Raw genomic sequence first — 14,636 nt, forward strand, 5'->3', positions numbered from 1 at the left:
GCCTGAGCCAAGGGGCCGGGCCGGCGTGCGACGCCGGCCCGGCCCCTTCGTCCGTCGTGGACGGTGTCAGCCACCGACCCGGCGGTCGCGCCCCGCCCAGTACCGATCCCGCAGCTGCCGCCGCATGATCTTGCCGGAGCCCGTCTTCGGCAGCTCCGTGACGAACTCCACGGAGCGGGGCTTCTTGTAGCTGGCGAGGTGTTCCGCGCAGACGCGCACGATCTCGTCGGCCGTCACGGCGTGGCCTTCCCGCACCACGACGACCGCCTTCAGCGCTTCGCCCCACGTTTCGTCGGGGACGCCGACCACGGCGACCTCCGAAACTCCGGGCAGCGTCGAGACGACGTTCTCGATCTCCGTCGGGTACACGTTGAATCCGCCGGTGACCACCATGTCCTTCTTGCGGTCCACGATGTACAGGTAGCCGTCTTCGTCGAAGCGGCCGAGGTCGCCGGTGCCCGCCCAGCCGTCCGGGCCCAGCATCGCCGCCGTGGCCTCCGGGAGGTTCCAATAGCCCATCATCGTCTGGTCGCCGCGCACGGCGATCTCGCCGATCTCACCCCGCGGCACTTCCGCGCCCCGCTCGTCCACGAGCTTCACCTCGACGAACGGGCTGACCCGGCCCGCGGAGGCCAGGCGCGGCGGAATGCCGCCCGCCGGGTCGAACGCGTGGTCGCGGGCGGACAGGCAGGCGATCGGGATCGGCAGTTCGCTGAGCCCGTAGAACTGGACGAACACGTCCCCGAACAGCGCCCGCGCCCGCGCGAGCCGGTCGGGCGCGATCGGCGAACCGGCGTACACGACCGTGTGCAGCGACCGGTAGTCACCCGGCCGCTGTTCGGCCGCCTGCACCAGCAGGTTCAGCATCGTCGGCACCATCGGCAGGATGGTCACCCGGTGCCGCTCGATCAGCTCCAGGGTCTCGGTGGCGTCGAACTTGGCCCGCGTGAGGTGGGTCGCGCCGCGCACGAAGTACGACGGCGCGACGTACCCGCTCAGGTGACTCAGCGGCGCGACGTGCAGGACGACGTCGTCGTCCGCGGCCGGCGGGAGCTCCAGGAGTTCGTTGCGCACCATGGCCGCCCAGTTCGCGTGGCTGAGCGTCGCGCCCTTGGGCAGGCCGGTGGTGCCGCTGGTGTAGAGGATCGCGGCCGGCTCGTCCGCGCTGGGGCGGACCGGAGGCCCGGGTTCTGCCGCGCGCAGTTCCGCCAGCGTTGTGTCACCGGGTCCGCCGGCGACGGTGACGACGTGGCGCAGCGCGGGCACCTGGTCGCGGACCGCGGCCAGCCGTTCCGCCCAGTCCGGTTCGGCGAAGACCACCGACGCGGCGCAGTCGGCGAGGATGTGGACGACCTCGCGCAGGTGCAGCCGGACGCTGAGCGCGGTCCGGACGAACCCGCCGGCGAACAGCGCGTGCTCGGCCTCGAAGAATTCGGGCCGGTTGGCCAGCAGCAGGACCCCGCGGTCGCCGCGGCGCAGGCCCAGCGCGGCGAGGCCGCCGGCGATGCGGTGCACCCGGTCGCCGAGTTCGCGGTAGGTGTGGACGTTTTCCCCGTCCCGCACGGCGACGCGCGAACCGAACTCCCGGTAGGCCCGTCCGTAGAGGTCCACGACGGTGGTCCGGGTACGGCGCTGCCGGTGGTCCAGCCCGTTGGGCCCGATTGCGCCGGTGCGGTCATGGCTCGGTACGGCCGTCTCGCTGAGCATCGTCGCTCGACCTCCTTCACGCCGGCGAGGTGCTGTACCGGCGGGTCCGAATAGCCTGGGTGGCTTCGAAGTATGCTTGTACCGATCGGTATAAACAAGCCGCGGGTCGCGCTCACCGGCCGGCGAACTTCGCCCGGCCCGGACCGTGCTCGAGGAACGACGTCATGCCGATCTGCCGGTCCTTGGTCGTGAACAGCTCCGCGAACACCGCGGACTCGAGATCGAGTCCCGAACGGAGGTCGGTGTCCAGGCCTCGTCCGATCGCCTTCTTCGCGGCCGCGTAGGCGCGGGCAGGTCCTTCGGCGAACTGGGCCGCGTAGGCGAACGCTCGCTCGTACACGTTCCCGGTCGGGACGACCTCGTCGACGAGGCCGATCGTCAGCGCCTCTTCCGCGCCGACGAACCGTCCGGTGTAGACAAGGTCCTTCGCCGTGGCTTCCCCGATGAGCCGCGCGAGGCGCTGCGTCCCGCCGCCACCCGGGATCACGCCGAGCAGGATCTCGGGCAGGCCCAGCTTCGCGTCGTCCGCGGCGATCCGGCGGTCCGTGCTCAACGCGATTTCGAGACCGCCACCGAGGGCGAAGCCCGTGATCGCGCTGACGGTCGGCTTCGGGACGGACGCCAGCGCGCCGATCCCGGCGGAGACCCGCGGTGCCTCCGCGGCCATGTCCGAACCGGACAGCGCGGCCAGTTCCCGGACGTCGGCGCCCGCGGCGAACGTCTTCGGCCCGCCGTGCACCACCACGGACCGGATGTCGTCCCGGGCCGTGACCTCCTCGGCGACCTGAAGCAGTTCCTCCCGCACGGCACGGTTCAGGGCGTTCACCGGTGGCCGGTCCAGGCGGACGACGCCGATCCCGCCTTCGACCGTGAGCCGGACGTGCTCGGCCATGGTGTGCCTCCTCTGCGTCGGGTACGCCGAAGGGTAGGACGATTCGAGGGGCGCATCCTGTGACGTTCTCCATATCTGGACCGAGTGGTACAAGCGGCGTAAGCTGACGTGATGGCCGACGCTGATCTGCACTTCTACTTCGACCCCGTCTGCCCCTTCGCGTGGATGGCGAGCAAGTGGGTCCGCACCGTCGCGCGGCGGAAGCGGTACGACGTCGAATGGCGCTTCATCTCGTTGCGGCTCCTCAACGCCCACATCGACTACGCGGCGCACTTCCCGCCGGAGTACGAGGCGTCGCACACAGCGGGCCTGAAGCTGCTGCGCGTGGCCGCGAGCGTCCGCCGCGAGCGCGGCCCGGCTCCGATCGGGGCGTTCTACGAAGCGCTGGGGGAGGAGACGTTCGAGCGCGAGGTAGTGCCCGGTGGCACGGCGGCCGCGGTCCACCGGGGCACGCGCGCCTTGGCCACCGAGGCGCTGAGGCGCAGCGGGCTGCCGGTCGAGCACGCCGACGCGCTGGAAGAGCCGACGTGGGACGCGGTGATCCAGGCCGAGACGGACGTGGCGCTGACCCTGACCGGGAAGGACGTCGGCACGCCGATCCTGCACTTCGAGCCGCCCAGGGGCACGGCGCTGTTCGGCCCGGTGATCAGCCGGCTCCCGGACGACGAGCAGGCGGTCGAACTCTGGGAGCACGTGGTGGCGTTGTCGCGGTTCCCGGGCTTCGCGGAGCTGAAGCGCAGCCTGCGGGAGCAGCCGCAGCTGCCGTCGTTCGGGGTCGCCACGGGCGAGGTGGGCAAGCAGGAGGACTGGCACGGCGGAAGCCGCCGGCAGAAGAAGTGAGCTGTCGCGGTGGTCCGGCGGCGCGCCGGACCACCGCGACCGGTCACGGCGCGGCCGGGACCGCCGGAACCGGGCTCCGCAGCTGACCGTGGATCACCAGATCGGTGAGCCGGTCTGCGATGTCGTCGGGCGACAGCGGACCCCGCTGCGCGTCGAGCCAGACGTGCGTCCAGTTGAACATGCCCAGCACGCCCAGGACGACCACGCGGTCGGCAACGGCGAACACCCCCTGCTCCGCTCCTTCGCGCAGGACTTCGGCGAAGAGGTTCTCGTACTCGTCCCGCAACGCGGTCAGCCGTTTCGCGCGGATTCCCGTCAGGGCGTGCATTTCCCGGATCACGACGGTCACCTCGTCGCACCGCGCGGCGATGGTCCGCAGGTGTTCCCGGGCCAGTGCGCGCAGTTTCGCGGCCGGCGACAGATCCTGTGCCAGGACGGCCCGCCCCCGCTCGAGGGCCTCCTCGACGTGCCGCTTCGACAGGTCGTACAACAGGTCCTCTTTGGACTTGATGTGGTAGTAGAGCGCGCCGCGCTGGAGACCGGCGGCCGCGCCGAGCTCGGCGACGCCCGTGGCGTGGTACCCCTTGCGGGCGAAGATCTCGGCCGCGACCCGCAGGATGCGCTCCTGGGTCGACTCGCCGCGCGTGTCCCGTGGCATCTGTTCCTCCGGTCTGCCTGTATCGATCGGTCCAAGACGGCCGTCAGGCTCGCTGGTGCACCGTTCCGGCGGCGAGAAGCGCGTCGATCTCGGCGGCGGTGAACCCACCTCCGGCCAGGACCGCGCGGCTGTCCGCGCCCGGGAGTGCCGGCGGGCCGGGGGTGTCGGGGACCGTGCGGCTGAACCGCGGCGCCGGGGCGGGCTGGAGCAGTCCGTGCGCGTCGGTGAAGGACCCCCGCGCCCGGTTGTGCGGGTGCACGGCGACCTCGTCGAGCGCCAGGACGGGGGCGAAGCAGACGTCGCGGTCGCCGAGCAGATCGGTCCATTCGGTGCTGGTCCGGCCGCGGAACACTGTCTCGAGCCGCTTCCGCAGGAGCGGCCAGCGGGACCGGTCGGCGTGGCCGCGCAGGAAGTCGTCGTCTTCCGCCAGGCCGAGCGCTTCGAGCAGTTCCCGGTAGAACTGCGGTTCTACCGCGCCGATGCTGATGTGACGGCCGTCCGCGCACTCGTAGACGCCGTAGAAGTGCGCGCCACCGTCGAGGAGGTTCTCCGCGCGGGCGCCTTCCCAAAGGCCCTGTGCCCGCATGCCGTGGACGATCGTGGTCAGCAGCGCGGTGCCCTCGACGATCGAGGCGTCCACGACCTGTCCCCGCCCGCTGGTCCGCGCCTCGAGCACGGCACAGACGACGCCCAGGGCGAGGAACATCGCGCCGCCGCCGAAGTCTCCGAGGAGGTTCACCGGGACCGTCGGCGGCCGGTCCGCCGGGCCCATCAGGCCGAGCGCGCCGGCCAGTGCGATGTAGTTGATGTCGTGGCCGGCCCGCGCGGCCAGCGGCCCGTCCTGGCCCCAGCCGGTCATCCGGCCGTAGACGAGCTGCGGGTTCCGCTCCAGGCAGGCGTCCGGGCCGACGCCGAGCCGCTCCGCGACACCGGGCCGGAACCCCTCGATGAGCACGTCCGCCGTCTGGGCCAGGCGCAGCACCACGGAGTCGGCGCCGGGGCGCTTGAGATCGAGTACCAGCGACCGGCGGCCGCGGTTGAGCAGGTCGAACTCCGGGGCGAGCGGGTTGCCCGCCTGGGCGCCCGGCCGGTCCACGCGGATCACCTCCGCGCCCAGATCGGCCAGCAGCATGCCGCAGAAGGGGCCCGGCCCGATGCCCGCCAGCTCGAGCACGCGGACGCCGTGGAGCGGACCGCGCCGGTCCGGGACGCCGGGGATGGGGGCGTCGTCGCCCATGGGACCTCCAGGTGTTCACGTCACCCGACCGGGTGAAGCCGGACGGGCTTCGGCAGCGAGGGATTGACTGCCTTCGGAGGCAGTGTACCGTTCGGTCGGAACAACGGTACCGACTGATCGGTACAAAGCCCATCGGACAACGGAGTGGCGATGAGCGCAACCTTTCTCCGCCGGCGGACCGGGGTGTTCGCCAAGGTGTCGCAGGAGCAGATCGTCCTGGTCGTAGTCGTCGCCCTGTTCGTGGTGTTCGGCGTGACCCTCGACGGTTTCCTCCACGTCAGCAACCTGGTCAATCTCGTCCGCAGCGTGTCGTCACTCGGCATCTTCGGGGTGGCGATGGCGGTCGTCGTGATCGCGCGCGGCATGGACCTCTCGCTCATCGCGTCGATGGGGGTGGCCACCGCCGTCGCGATCCAGCTCATGCACACGCAGGTGAGCACCCCGGTCGCCCTGGTCGCGGGCCTTGGCATCGTCCTGGTCATGGGCCTGCTCAACGGCTTCCTGATCGCGTTCATCGAAGTCCCGGCGCTGTTCGCGACGCTCGCCTCGGGCCTGCTCGTCTACGGGCTGGCGCGCGCGACAGTCCTCGACGGACTGATCGCGGAGCTGCCCGGTGACCGGCACTTCGTCCTGGCGCTCGGCCAGGGCACCCTCCTCGGCGTCCCGGTGCCGATCATCCTGTTCGTCGTGACCGCGGTGCTCGCCCAAATCGTGCTGTCGCGCACCAAGGCCGGGCGGTTCGTCTATGCCCACGGCGACAACGCGAGCGCCGCCGCGCTGACCGGCATCGCGGTGCGCCCGCTCACCGTCCTCGAGTACACGGCGAGCGCGGCGATCGGGTTCGTCGGCGGCTTGGTCGTCGCCGGTTCCGTCGGCGGGCTCAACACCCAGGTCATCGACAGCACGCTGATCTACGACGTGCTGCTGGTCGTGGTGGTCGGTGGCATCAGCCTCGTCGGCGGCCGGGGAAGCGTGCTGAGCGTCGTCGCCGGCACCGCGCTGATCGGCGTGATGCTCAACGGCATGACGATCCTGAACATGAACACCCACGAGCAGGACATCGTCAAAGGCCTGATCCTGCTCGCCGCCCTCGTGCTCGACAACCGGCTGCACCCGCGCGACGAAGAGACCGTCCGCCAGGGCGAGTGACGAGTTCCCCGTAGTTGCACCGAGGACAAGGAGGTCCTGCCATGCGAAAGAGCCATGCCCGGAAACTGCGGGCCGGCGGGCTGGCCGCGGCGGCGCTGCTGGCCGTGACCGGCTGCTCCACCGGAGGCGGCACGAGCGCCGCGAGCGGCGGTGGCGGGGACCAGGTCCCCGCCACGGCGTCGGCGGGCGAGCTGCGCGAGCACGCGGTGAAGAGCCTGCAGGGCAAGACGGCCGCGTTCGTGCCGATCGGCATGGGCACCCCGCTGATGGCGGAATGGAACCGGCAGCTGCAGCGCGGGTTCGAGGCCGCCGGGATGCACTACGTGCTGCGCGACCCGAACTGGGACACCGCGAAGCAGGCGGAAGCGGTGCAGTCGCTGATCAACGACAAGCCGGCCGTGCTCGTCGTGCACAACTTCGACGTGCAGATCCTCGCGAAGCTGATCCAGCAGGCGCAGCAGGCCCGGATCTACGTCATCCAGATCAACATGGTGTCCAACTACAAGTCCGACGCCTTCGTCGGCGCGGACACGATCGACCTCGGCCACCGCATCGCGACCGACATCGTCGACCAGTGCGGCGCGAACACGCCGACCTCCCACGAGGTCCAGATCGTCCAGGGCGACGCGACCTCCGGGTTCACCCTCGACGTGATGGCGGGCGCCAAGCAGGTCTTCGACCAGCACCCGGAGATCAAGGTCGTCTCGACCCAGGCCGCGAACTGGGACCGCACCAAGGCGCACGACATCACCGCCACTGTGATCCAGCAGCACCCGGACCTGTGCGCCAGCTGGGGCTTCTGGGACCAGATGCAGTACGGCGCGGCGACGGCGATCAAGGAGGCCGGGAAGCAGGGCCGGGTCAAGGTGTTCACCTCCGACCACAGCAACATCACCTGCGAAGGCATCCGCGACGGCCTGTTCTTCGAGTCCTACGGCTACTCGGTGCCGACGCAGGGCACGGACATCGTCGCGATCGCCAAGTACCTCGTGCAGTCGGGACAGGCGCCGGGAACGGCCCGGGTCGCCGACTACACCCCGCTGGTCAAGATCGACAAAGCGAATTGGAACCAGCCGAACACCTGCTACGACGGCAAGAACGACGGCCTGACCGTCCGCTGACCCGCGGCGTCCTTCCCAAGGGAGAACCATGACGGCAACCGCTCCGATGCGGCCCGCGCCCCCGCGGCGGCGGCCCGCCGAACGGAACGTCCCCGAACAGGAGACCCTGCGAGGCCGGTTGCGGCACCTGCGTTACCGGGCTTCGCCGCAGCAGGTCTTCGCGGAACTGTTCGAGAAGCGCTGGATGGAACCCGCGATCCCGGTGGCCATCCTGGCCGGGGTGATCGTGTTCTTTTCGATCGCGGCCCCGGGCTTCGCTTCCCCGGCGAACCTGCTGTCGACCGCGGCCGAGCTCGCCGAGATGTCGCTGATCTGCCTGGGCATGGCGGTGGTGATGATCTCGGGCGGGATCGACTTGTCCGTCGGCGCGATGTTCGGCCTGTGCAACATGGTCGCGATCCTCCTGATCACCGTGGCGGGCGTGCCCGTGGTGCCGGCGATCCTGCTGACCGTCGTGGCCGGGGTGGCGCTGGGTGGCGTGAACGGCGTCATCGTCGCCTACCTCAAGGCCCGGCCCTTCCTCACGACGCTGGTCACCCTGATCATCTTCCGGGGCGTGCTGAACCTGCTCGACCTGTACTTCTCGGCCAAGACCGCGTCGGTGTTCGTCGTCGATCCGGTGTGGGAATGGTTCGGTACCGGCAAGGTCGCCGGCCTGCCGTTCGGTTTCGTGACCCTGCTGGTGGTGCTCGTCGCGGGACACGTTCTGTTGAGCCGCTCGAGGTTCGGCTGGCACGTCACGGCGGTCGGCGCCAGCCGCCGCGCGGCGCGGCACGCCGGCATCCGGGTGGAGCGCGTGCTGCTCTTCAGCTACGTGGCCGCCGGAGCGTTGTGCGCGGTGGCGGGCGTCTTCTACGCGGCCCGGCTGAGCAGCGCCAGCGCGCGCGTCGGCGAAGGGCTCGAGCTGAACGTCCTGACCGCGGTGATCCTCGGCGGGATCAGCCTCGCCGGCGGCAAGGGCACGGTGTGGCGCGCGTTCATCGGCGCGGCGACGATCAGCCTGCTGGGCAAGGGACTGCTGCTGATGGACGTCGGCGGTGAGGTCCTGCAGACCGTGCTCGCGGTGGTGCTGATCGTCGCGGTCGGCCTGGACACCAAGTGGGGCAAGAACCGCGGCAAGGCGATCCAGAAGTCCTACGTCAACCCGACGCTGCTCGAGTACGGTCCCCTGGAAGACATCCGGCCCGGTTCGGGGAGCCCGTTCGAGATCAACGACCGGCTGCGCGACGCGGAGTCGATCGGGCTCGGCGAGGTGGAAGGTCCCGAAGACGTCATCGTGGACGCGGAGGGCCGCGTCTACTGCGGAACGCGGCAGGGCTGGATCCTCCGGTTTTCCGGGCCGGGCTTCGCGACCCGCGAGGTGTTCGCCCGGATCGGCGGGCATCCGCTGGGCATGGCGTTCGCCGCGAACGGCGACCTCGTCGTCTGCGTCGGCGGCATGGGCCTCTACGCGGTCTCGCCGGACGGCAAGCACCGCAAGCTGTCCGACGAAACCGACCGCACGTGGACCCGCCTGCGCGACGACTCGCGGCTGCGCATGGCCGACGACGTCGACATCACCCCGGACGGCAAGATCTGGTTCAGCGAGGCGACCACCCGGTTCGACATGGCCGACTGGATCCTCGACGGTGTCGAAGGGCGGCCCAACGGCCGGCTCGTCTGCCACGACCCGGCGACCGGCCGGACCAGGACGGTGCTGCGCGACCTGGTGTTCCCCAACGGGATCTGCGCCTGCCACGACGGCGAGTCGCTGCTGATCGCCCAGACCTGGCTGTGCCGCATCCTGCGGTACTGGCACAGCGGGCCGAACGAGGGGCGGCTGGAGATCTTCATGGACAACTTCCCGGGCTACCTCGACAACATCAACCGCGCCTCCGACGGCACCTACTGGGTCGCCCTCAACGGGATGCGCTCCCCGGCCTACGACCTGGCCATGCGGATGCCGAAGTTCCGGCGCCGCATGATGAAGCGCATCCCGCGCGACGAATGGCTGTACCCGAGCATGAACCACGGGTGTGTCGCGAAGGTGTCCGAGGCGGGCGAGGTGCTGGAGACGTTCTGGGACCCGGGCGGCGAGAAGCACGCCACGATCACGTCGATGCGCGAGCACGACGGCTTCCTCTACATCGGTGGCCTGGAAAACAACCGGGTCGGCCGGATCCGCCTCACCTGAAGGGAGGACCGATGCCCCGAGTCGAAGCGTGGGAACTGGTCAAGGAGTTCCTGTTCCCCGGCCGGTCCACGCACCGCGCCGTGCCGCCGCTCGACGGCGGCCTCACCCCGAACGATGCGCTGGAATCGCTGGCGACCGTAGCCGGGGTAGCCGCTCCCGAAGACGCCTGCCCGGACCTCCGCGGCGGCCTCCTCGTCAGCACCGGGCGGCAGGTCGTGCGCCGGTCCGGGCCGGACTTCGTCCGGTCCGAGGTGGTCGCGGACCTGCCCGGTCTCGCCGGGGCGCTGGCGCTCACGGCCGACGGCGCCGTGCTCGTCTGCGTGGCCGGCACCGGGCTCGTGCGGGTCGGCCGCGACGGCACGACGTCCGTCGTGGCCGGCACCGACGAACACGGCGTGCCGATCCACTGCCCGACCGATCTCGCCGTCGCGGCCGACGGTGTGGTCTACCTCACCGACGGTTCCGTGCGGCACCACGGGCCGGACTGGGTGCGGGACCTGATGGAGCAGAACGCCACCGGCCGGCTCCTGCGGTACGACCCGGCGTCCGGGCGGACGGCCGTGCTCGCCGGCGGTCTGGCCTACGCCGCCGGCGTCTGCCTCGCGCCGGACGAGGACGCGCTCGTCGTCAGCGAAGCGTGGGCGCACCGGATCAGCCGGTTCCCGCTGAGCGGCCCGGGAAAGCCGGTGCGGGAGAACCTGCCGGGCTACCCGGGCCGGATCAACCCCGCCCCGGACGGCTACTGGCTGGCCGTCTTCGCACTGCGCACCCAGCTCGTGGAGTTCGTGCTGACCCAGCGCGACTACGTCACCGAGATGATGCGGACCGTCGAACCGGACCACTGGATCCGCCCGGCGTTGCGCGGCCTCGACTCCGGGCTGGAACCGTTGCAGGGCGGGCAGATCCGCAAGCTCGGCGTCATCAAGCCCTGGGCGCCACCGCGGTCGTACGGCCTGGTGGCCCGGCTGGACGAAGAGGGGTACGTGATCGGCAGCATGCACAGCCGCGGCGGTGGCCGGCGGCACGGCGTCACCTCGGTCAAGCAGGACGGCGACCGCGTGTTCGTCGCCGTCCACGGCGGGGACCGGGTGCTGACCGCGGAAGCGGGTGGGACGCGATGAGCCGGTCCGTCGTGGAACAGCTGGACATCGAGCCGGCGGCGGAGCACTCACTGCTCGTCGAAATGTCGAAGGTGACGAAGACCTACCGCGGCGTGCACGCCATCCGTGAGGTCGACTTCGACCTGCGGGCCGGCGAGGTGCACGCGCTGGTGGGGGAGAACGGTGCGGGGAAGTCGACGCTGTGCAAGATCCTCGCGGGCGCGGTCCAGCACTCCGCGGGCGGGCTGCGGATCGCGGGCGAGCCGGTGACCTTCCGGCGTCCCCACGACGCGCTCGAGCACGGCATCGCGATGGTCTACCAGGAGACGAGCCTGGTGCCGACCATGACGGCGGCGCAGAACATCGAGCTCGGCCACGAAAGGCTCCTGACGCGTTTCCGGTCGCTCAACATCGGCGCCCAGCAGCTGCTGCAGTCGATGAACTTCCACGTCGATCCGACCGCGTACGTGTCCACCCTCGGCGCGGCGAAGAAGCAGATGGTCGAGATCGCCCGTGCGCTGCGCTCGCGGGCGCGAATCGTCGTCTTCGACGAGCCGACCGCGAGCCTCACGCCCGAAGAGACCCTCCACCTGTTCACCGTCATCGAGGAGCTCCGCGCGGCCGGGCTCGGCGTCATCTACGTTTCCCACGCGCTGGAAGAGTCGCTCAAGATCGCCGATCGCGTCACCGTCCTGCGCGACGGCGAACGGGTCGCCTGCCTGGACGCGAACCGCACCTCCCGGGACGAGATCGTCCGGCACATGGTGGGCCGGAGCCTCGGCACCGCCGTGCGGACCGCGCCGCGCGGCGAGAACGGAGAGCGTCGCCGCCGGGTGCTGGAGGTCGAGAACCTCATCCTCGGCACGGTGGTGAAGAACATGTCGTTTTCCGCCTGCGCCGGGGAAGTGCTGGGTATCGCCGGACTCATCGGCAGCGGCCGCACGGAGACCGCGAAGATCATCGCCGGGGCGCTCAAGCGCAACCGGATCCACGGCGGCCGGGTGCTGCTCAACGGCAAGCCGGTGCGCTACCGCGTCCCCAAGCAGGCGATCGACGACGGCATCGTCTACATCACCGAGGACCGCAAGCTCGACGGCTACTTCGAGACGATGACGATCGCCGAGAACCTCCATCTCGGCCAGCTCGCCTCGCGCCGCGGTGGCTGGTGGCTGTCGGCGTCCGGGAGGCGGAAGCTGGCGAAGGAGTGGAGCGACCGGCTGCGGATCAAGGCGATCAACGCCGACGCGAAGATCGTCGAGCTTTCCGGCGGCAACCAGCAGAAGGTCGTCGTCGGCAAGTCGCTGGTCGCCGACCCGGAGGTGGTGATCTTCGACGAGCCGACCCGCGGGGTCGACGTCGGCGCGATCGAGGAGATCCACCAGCTGATCCGGCAGCTGGCCGACGAGGGCAAGGCGGTCATCGTCATCTCGTCGTACCTGCCGGAGGTCCTCGCCGTCTCCGACCGGATCCTGGTGACCCGCTTCGGCCGGTCCGTCGCGGAGTTCAGCCGTGCCGAGGCGACGCAGGAAAAGATCATGTACGCGGCCATCTTCTGAGGAGGAGCGCGATGGACAGCTACACGGTGGCCGAGCTGCTGCGCAAACCGCGCCTGGCCGGCCGGGTCAACGAACGCCGGATCGCGCTCACTTTCGAGGGACGCAACGTCACCTACGACGAGCTCGACGAACGCTCCGGCCGCCTCGCCGCCGGCCTGCACGCCGCCGGCTTCCGCAAGGGCGACCGGGTCGGGGTCCTGCTGCACAACCGCGTGGAGTGGGTGGAGCTGTTCTTCGCGGTGGCGAAGCTCGGCGGAGTCGTCGTGCCGCTCAACTACCTGCTCAAGCCGGCCGAGGTGCGGTACATCCTCGACGACTGCGAGGCGTCCTGGGTCGTCTACGAACAGGCGCTCGGCGCGACCGCCGACGAGCTGCGCGCAGGCGGGCACGCGGCCCGGTACGTCGGGATCGGCGGCGGCCCCCTCGCCTACGAGGACCTCGTCGCGGAGGCGGGGCCGCCGCCCGAAGTGCCGGTTTCCGGCGACGACCTGTTCCTGCTGCAGTACACCTCCGGCACGACCGGGGTGCCCAAGGGGGCGATGCACACCCACTCGACCGTGCTGTGGAACTCCTTCCACCAGGTCGTCGACCACGGCGTCACGGCCGACGAGGTGTACCTGGTCGTCCCGGCGCTGTGCTGGGCCGCGGGGTTCCACGACCTCGCGCTGGCCACGCTGTGGCGGGGCGGCCGGGTCGTCCTGTCGCCGAGCACGGGCTTCGACCCGGAGCGGTTCCTGGCGACCGTCGCCCGGGAGCGGGTGACGTCGGTGCTGCTCGTGCCGACCGTGCTCAAGCGCGTGCTCGCGCACCCGGGTTTCGGCGACCACGACCTCGCCTCGGTGCGCTTGATCTGCAGCGGCGGCGAGCCGGTGCCGGTCACCGCGATCGCCGACGCCCGGCGCCGGCTGCCCGGCTGCGACCTCGTCCAGGTCTACGGGATGAGCGAGTTCCCGACCATGATGCTCTACCTCGACGCGGAGCACGCCGATGCGAAGGCCGGCTCGGCCGGGCGCGCGTGCAGTGCCGCCGAGGTCCGCGTCGTCGACGAGGAGGGGCGGGACACCCCGCCCGGCGAGGTGGGTGAGATCGTCTGCCGTTCGCCGGCGACGATGCTCGGCTACTACGGCCAGGCAGCGGCCACCGCGGACACCCTGGCCGGCGGGTGGCTGCGTACCGGGGACCTCGCCCACGTCGACGAGGACGGCTTCGTGTTCGTCTCCGGCCGGTCGAAGGACATGATCATCACCGGCGGCCTCAACGTGTACCCGGCCGAAGTGGAGCGGGTCATCGCGCAGCACCCGGCCGTCCTGGAGGCGGCGGTCGTCGGGGTCGCCGACGACGACTGGGGCGAAATCGGGGTGGCGCTGGTGGTCCTGCGAGACGAGCTTTCCGCGGCGGAGCTCACCCGGTTCCTGAAGGGCGAACTGGCCGGCTTCAAGGTCCCTCGCCGGTTCGCCTTCACCCGCGCACCGTTGCCGCGCACGACGTCGGGCAAGGTGCAGAAGTTCCTGGTCCGTGACACGCTGGCGCCGGGGTGAAACCGGCTCCGGGGCCGACGGCGGATATCCTGTGGATCGTTCGGTCCACAGGAAGGCAGGCGTCGGCAGATGACGGTAACGGGGTTCGAGGCCAACCGGGCTCGCGTGATCGGCATCGCGGCCGAGCTCTTCGCCCGGAACGGCTACCACGGCACCGGAATCGCGGAACTGGGCAAGGCCGCCGGGCTGGGCCGCGGCGCGCTGTACCACTACATCGGCAGCAAGGAGGCCGTGCTCTACGCGATCAGCAAGGAGCAGGTCGACAAGATGAACGGCTTCGCCGAGGAGCTGCTGGACCGGAACCTGCCGGCGGAGGAGCTGCTGCGGCAGATGGCGCGAGGACTGCTGCGCAACATCGCCGAGCACCGCGCGGAGTGGGCGGTGTTCTTCCGCGAGTACACGGCGTTGACGGGGGAATGGCGCGACCACGTCATCACGGCCCGGGAGCGGTACGAGAGCTATTGGCGGCAGGCGCTGGACCAGGGCGTGCGCGCCAAAGTGCTGAAGTCGACCCCGCGGCTGCTGGTGAAGGGCATCCTCGGGATGCTGAACTACACCTACCTGTGGTTCGAGCCGGACGGCGAGCTGACGCCCGACCAGGTGGCGGACATGTTCCTCGACGCGCTGATCGAAGGCATCCGCGCCTGACGGCCTGACGGCCCTGC

At 70.6% G+C, this 14,636-nt stretch carries 12 protein-coding genes; 8 read left to right on the plus strand and 4 right to left on the minus strand.

Annotated elements, in window-relative coordinates:
* Nucleotides 1-66: 66 nt before the first annotated feature.
* Nucleotides 67-1,707, minus strand: coding sequence for an AMP-binding protein (locus AB0M83_RS09325; RefSeq protein ID WP_364514803.1), 1,641 nt, complete (start codon nucleotides 1,705-1,707; stop codon nucleotides 67-69).
* Nucleotides 1,708-1,819: 112 nt separating this feature from the next.
* Nucleotides 1,820-2,599, minus strand: a complete 780-nt coding sequence (locus AB0M83_RS09330; RefSeq protein ID WP_364514806.1) for an enoyl-CoA hydratase-related protein — start codon at nucleotides 2,597-2,599, stop codon at nucleotides 1,820-1,822.
* 111 nt (nucleotides 2,600-2,710) lie between these two features.
* Here AB0M83_RS09330 and AB0M83_RS09335 point away from each other — a divergent pair, with 111 nt between their 5' ends.
* A complete protein-coding gene (locus AB0M83_RS09335; protein WP_364514809.1) occupies nucleotides 2,711-3,439 on the plus strand; it encodes a hypothetical protein in 729 nt (242 codons plus the stop codon).
* Between the two features lie 43 nt (nucleotides 3,440-3,482).
* Here the strand turns inward: AB0M83_RS09335 and AB0M83_RS09340 are convergent, their stop codons facing one another.
* Nucleotides 3,483-4,097, minus strand: a complete 615-nt coding sequence (locus AB0M83_RS09340) for a TetR/AcrR family transcriptional regulator (RefSeq protein WP_364514811.1) — start codon at nucleotides 4,095-4,097, stop codon at nucleotides 3,483-3,485.
* Nucleotides 4,098-4,140: 43 nt separating this feature from the next.
* Nucleotides 4,141-5,334 (minus strand): CaiB/BaiF CoA-transferase family protein, encoded by a 1,194-nt coding sequence (locus tag AB0M83_RS09345; RefSeq protein WP_364514813.1) that lies wholly within the window; start codon nucleotides 5,332-5,334, stop codon nucleotides 4,141-4,143.
* 150 nt (nucleotides 5,335-5,484) lie between these two features.
* On the opposite strand from AB0M83_RS09345, the gene AB0M83_RS09350 reads away from it, so the two are divergent.
* From AB0M83_RS09350 to AB0M83_RS09380, 7 genes are all read left to right on the plus strand, one after another.
* Complete coding sequence (locus tag AB0M83_RS09350; protein WP_364514815.1) at nucleotides 5,485-6,483, plus strand: ABC transporter permease; 999 nt, start codon at nucleotides 5,485-5,487, stop codon at nucleotides 6,481-6,483.
* A 41-nt stretch (nucleotides 6,484-6,524) separates the two neighbouring features.
* Nucleotides 6,525-7,604, plus strand: a complete 1,080-nt coding sequence (locus tag AB0M83_RS09355) for a sugar ABC transporter substrate-binding protein (RefSeq protein WP_364514818.1) — start codon at nucleotides 6,525-6,527, stop codon at nucleotides 7,602-7,604.
* A 28-nt stretch (nucleotides 7,605-7,632) separates the two neighbouring features.
* The gene (locus AB0M83_RS09360; protein ID WP_364514821.1) at nucleotides 7,633-9,777 is read left to right on the plus strand and encodes an SMP-30/gluconolactonase/LRE family protein; all 2,145 of its coding nucleotides are present in this window, start codon (nucleotides 7,633-7,635) and stop codon (nucleotides 9,775-9,777) included.
* A gap of 11 nt (nucleotides 9,778-9,788) precedes the next feature.
* Nucleotides 9,789-10,898 (plus strand): SMP-30/gluconolactonase/LRE family protein, encoded by a 1,110-nt coding sequence (locus AB0M83_RS09365; protein ID WP_364514823.1) that lies wholly within the window; start codon nucleotides 9,789-9,791, stop codon nucleotides 10,896-10,898.
* Nucleotides 10,895-12,433 carry a sugar ABC transporter ATP-binding protein gene (locus AB0M83_RS09370; RefSeq protein WP_364514824.1) on the plus strand — a complete coding sequence of 513 codons (1,539 nt, stop codon included), beginning with the start codon at nucleotides 10,895-10,897 and terminating at the stop codon, nucleotides 12,431-12,433. Before AB0M83_RS09365 ends, AB0M83_RS09370 begins: the two co-directional genes overlap by 4 nt.
* A gap of 11 nt (nucleotides 12,434-12,444) precedes the next feature.
* Nucleotides 12,445-13,971 (plus strand): AMP-binding protein, encoded by a 1,527-nt coding sequence (locus tag AB0M83_RS09375; protein WP_364514827.1) that lies wholly within the window; start codon nucleotides 12,445-12,447, stop codon nucleotides 13,969-13,971.
* A gap of 69 nt (nucleotides 13,972-14,040) precedes the next feature.
* Nucleotides 14,041-14,619 (plus strand): TetR/AcrR family transcriptional regulator, encoded by a 579-nt coding sequence (locus AB0M83_RS09380; protein WP_364514829.1) that lies wholly within the window; start codon nucleotides 14,041-14,043, stop codon nucleotides 14,617-14,619.
* Nucleotides 14,620-14,636: the final 17 nt, after the last annotated feature.

Origin of the sequence: Amycolatopsis sp. NPDC051106, assembly GCF_040682775.1 — a bacterium.
In the GTDB taxonomy this organism is placed as follows: Bacteria; Actinomycetota; Actinomycetes; order Mycobacteriales; family Pseudonocardiaceae; genus Amycolatopsis.

What these genes read in the sequence shown, in the direction of transcription:
- AB0M83_RS09380 (WP_364514829.1), top strand. Translation starts at nt 14,041, where the DNA reads ATGACGGTAACGGGGTTCGAGGCCAACCGGGCTCGCGTGATCGGCATC.
- AB0M83_RS09330 (WP_364514806.1), bottom strand. Translation starts at nt 2,599, where the DNA reads ATGGCCGAGCACGTCCGGCTCACGGTCGAAGGCGGGATCGGCGTCGTC.
- AB0M83_RS09350 (WP_364514815.1), top strand. Translation starts at nt 5,485, where the DNA reads ATGAGCGCAACCTTTCTCCGCCGGCGGACCGGGGTGTTCGCCAAGGTG.
- AB0M83_RS09360 (WP_364514821.1), top strand. Translation starts at nt 7,633, where the DNA reads ATGACGGCAACCGCTCCGATGCGGCCCGCGCCCCCGCGGCGGCGGCCC.
- AB0M83_RS09340 (WP_364514811.1), bottom strand. Translation starts at nt 4,097, where the DNA reads ATGCCACGGGACACGCGCGGCGAGTCGACCCAGGAGCGCATCCTGCGG.
- AB0M83_RS09325 (WP_364514803.1), bottom strand. Translation starts at nt 1,707, where the DNA reads ATGCTCAGCGAGACGGCCGTACCGAGCCATGACCGCACCGGCGCAATC.
- AB0M83_RS09345 (WP_364514813.1), bottom strand. Translation starts at nt 5,334, where the DNA reads ATGGGCGACGACGCCCCCATCCCCGGCGTCCCGGACCGGCGCGGTCCG.
- AB0M83_RS09370 (WP_364514824.1), top strand. Translation starts at nt 10,895, where the DNA reads ATGAGCCGGTCCGTCGTGGAACAGCTGGACATCGAGCCGGCGGCGGAG.
- AB0M83_RS09335 (WP_364514809.1), top strand. Translation starts at nt 2,711, where the DNA reads ATGGCCGACGCTGATCTGCACTTCTACTTCGACCCCGTCTGCCCCTTC.
- AB0M83_RS09365 (WP_364514823.1), top strand. Translation starts at nt 9,789, where the DNA reads ATGCCCCGAGTCGAAGCGTGGGAACTGGTCAAGGAGTTCCTGTTCCCC.
- AB0M83_RS09355 (WP_364514818.1), top strand. Translation starts at nt 6,525, where the DNA reads ATGCGAAAGAGCCATGCCCGGAAACTGCGGGCCGGCGGGCTGGCCGCG.
- AB0M83_RS09375 (WP_364514827.1), top strand. Translation starts at nt 12,445, where the DNA reads ATGGACAGCTACACGGTGGCCGAGCTGCTGCGCAAACCGCGCCTGGCC.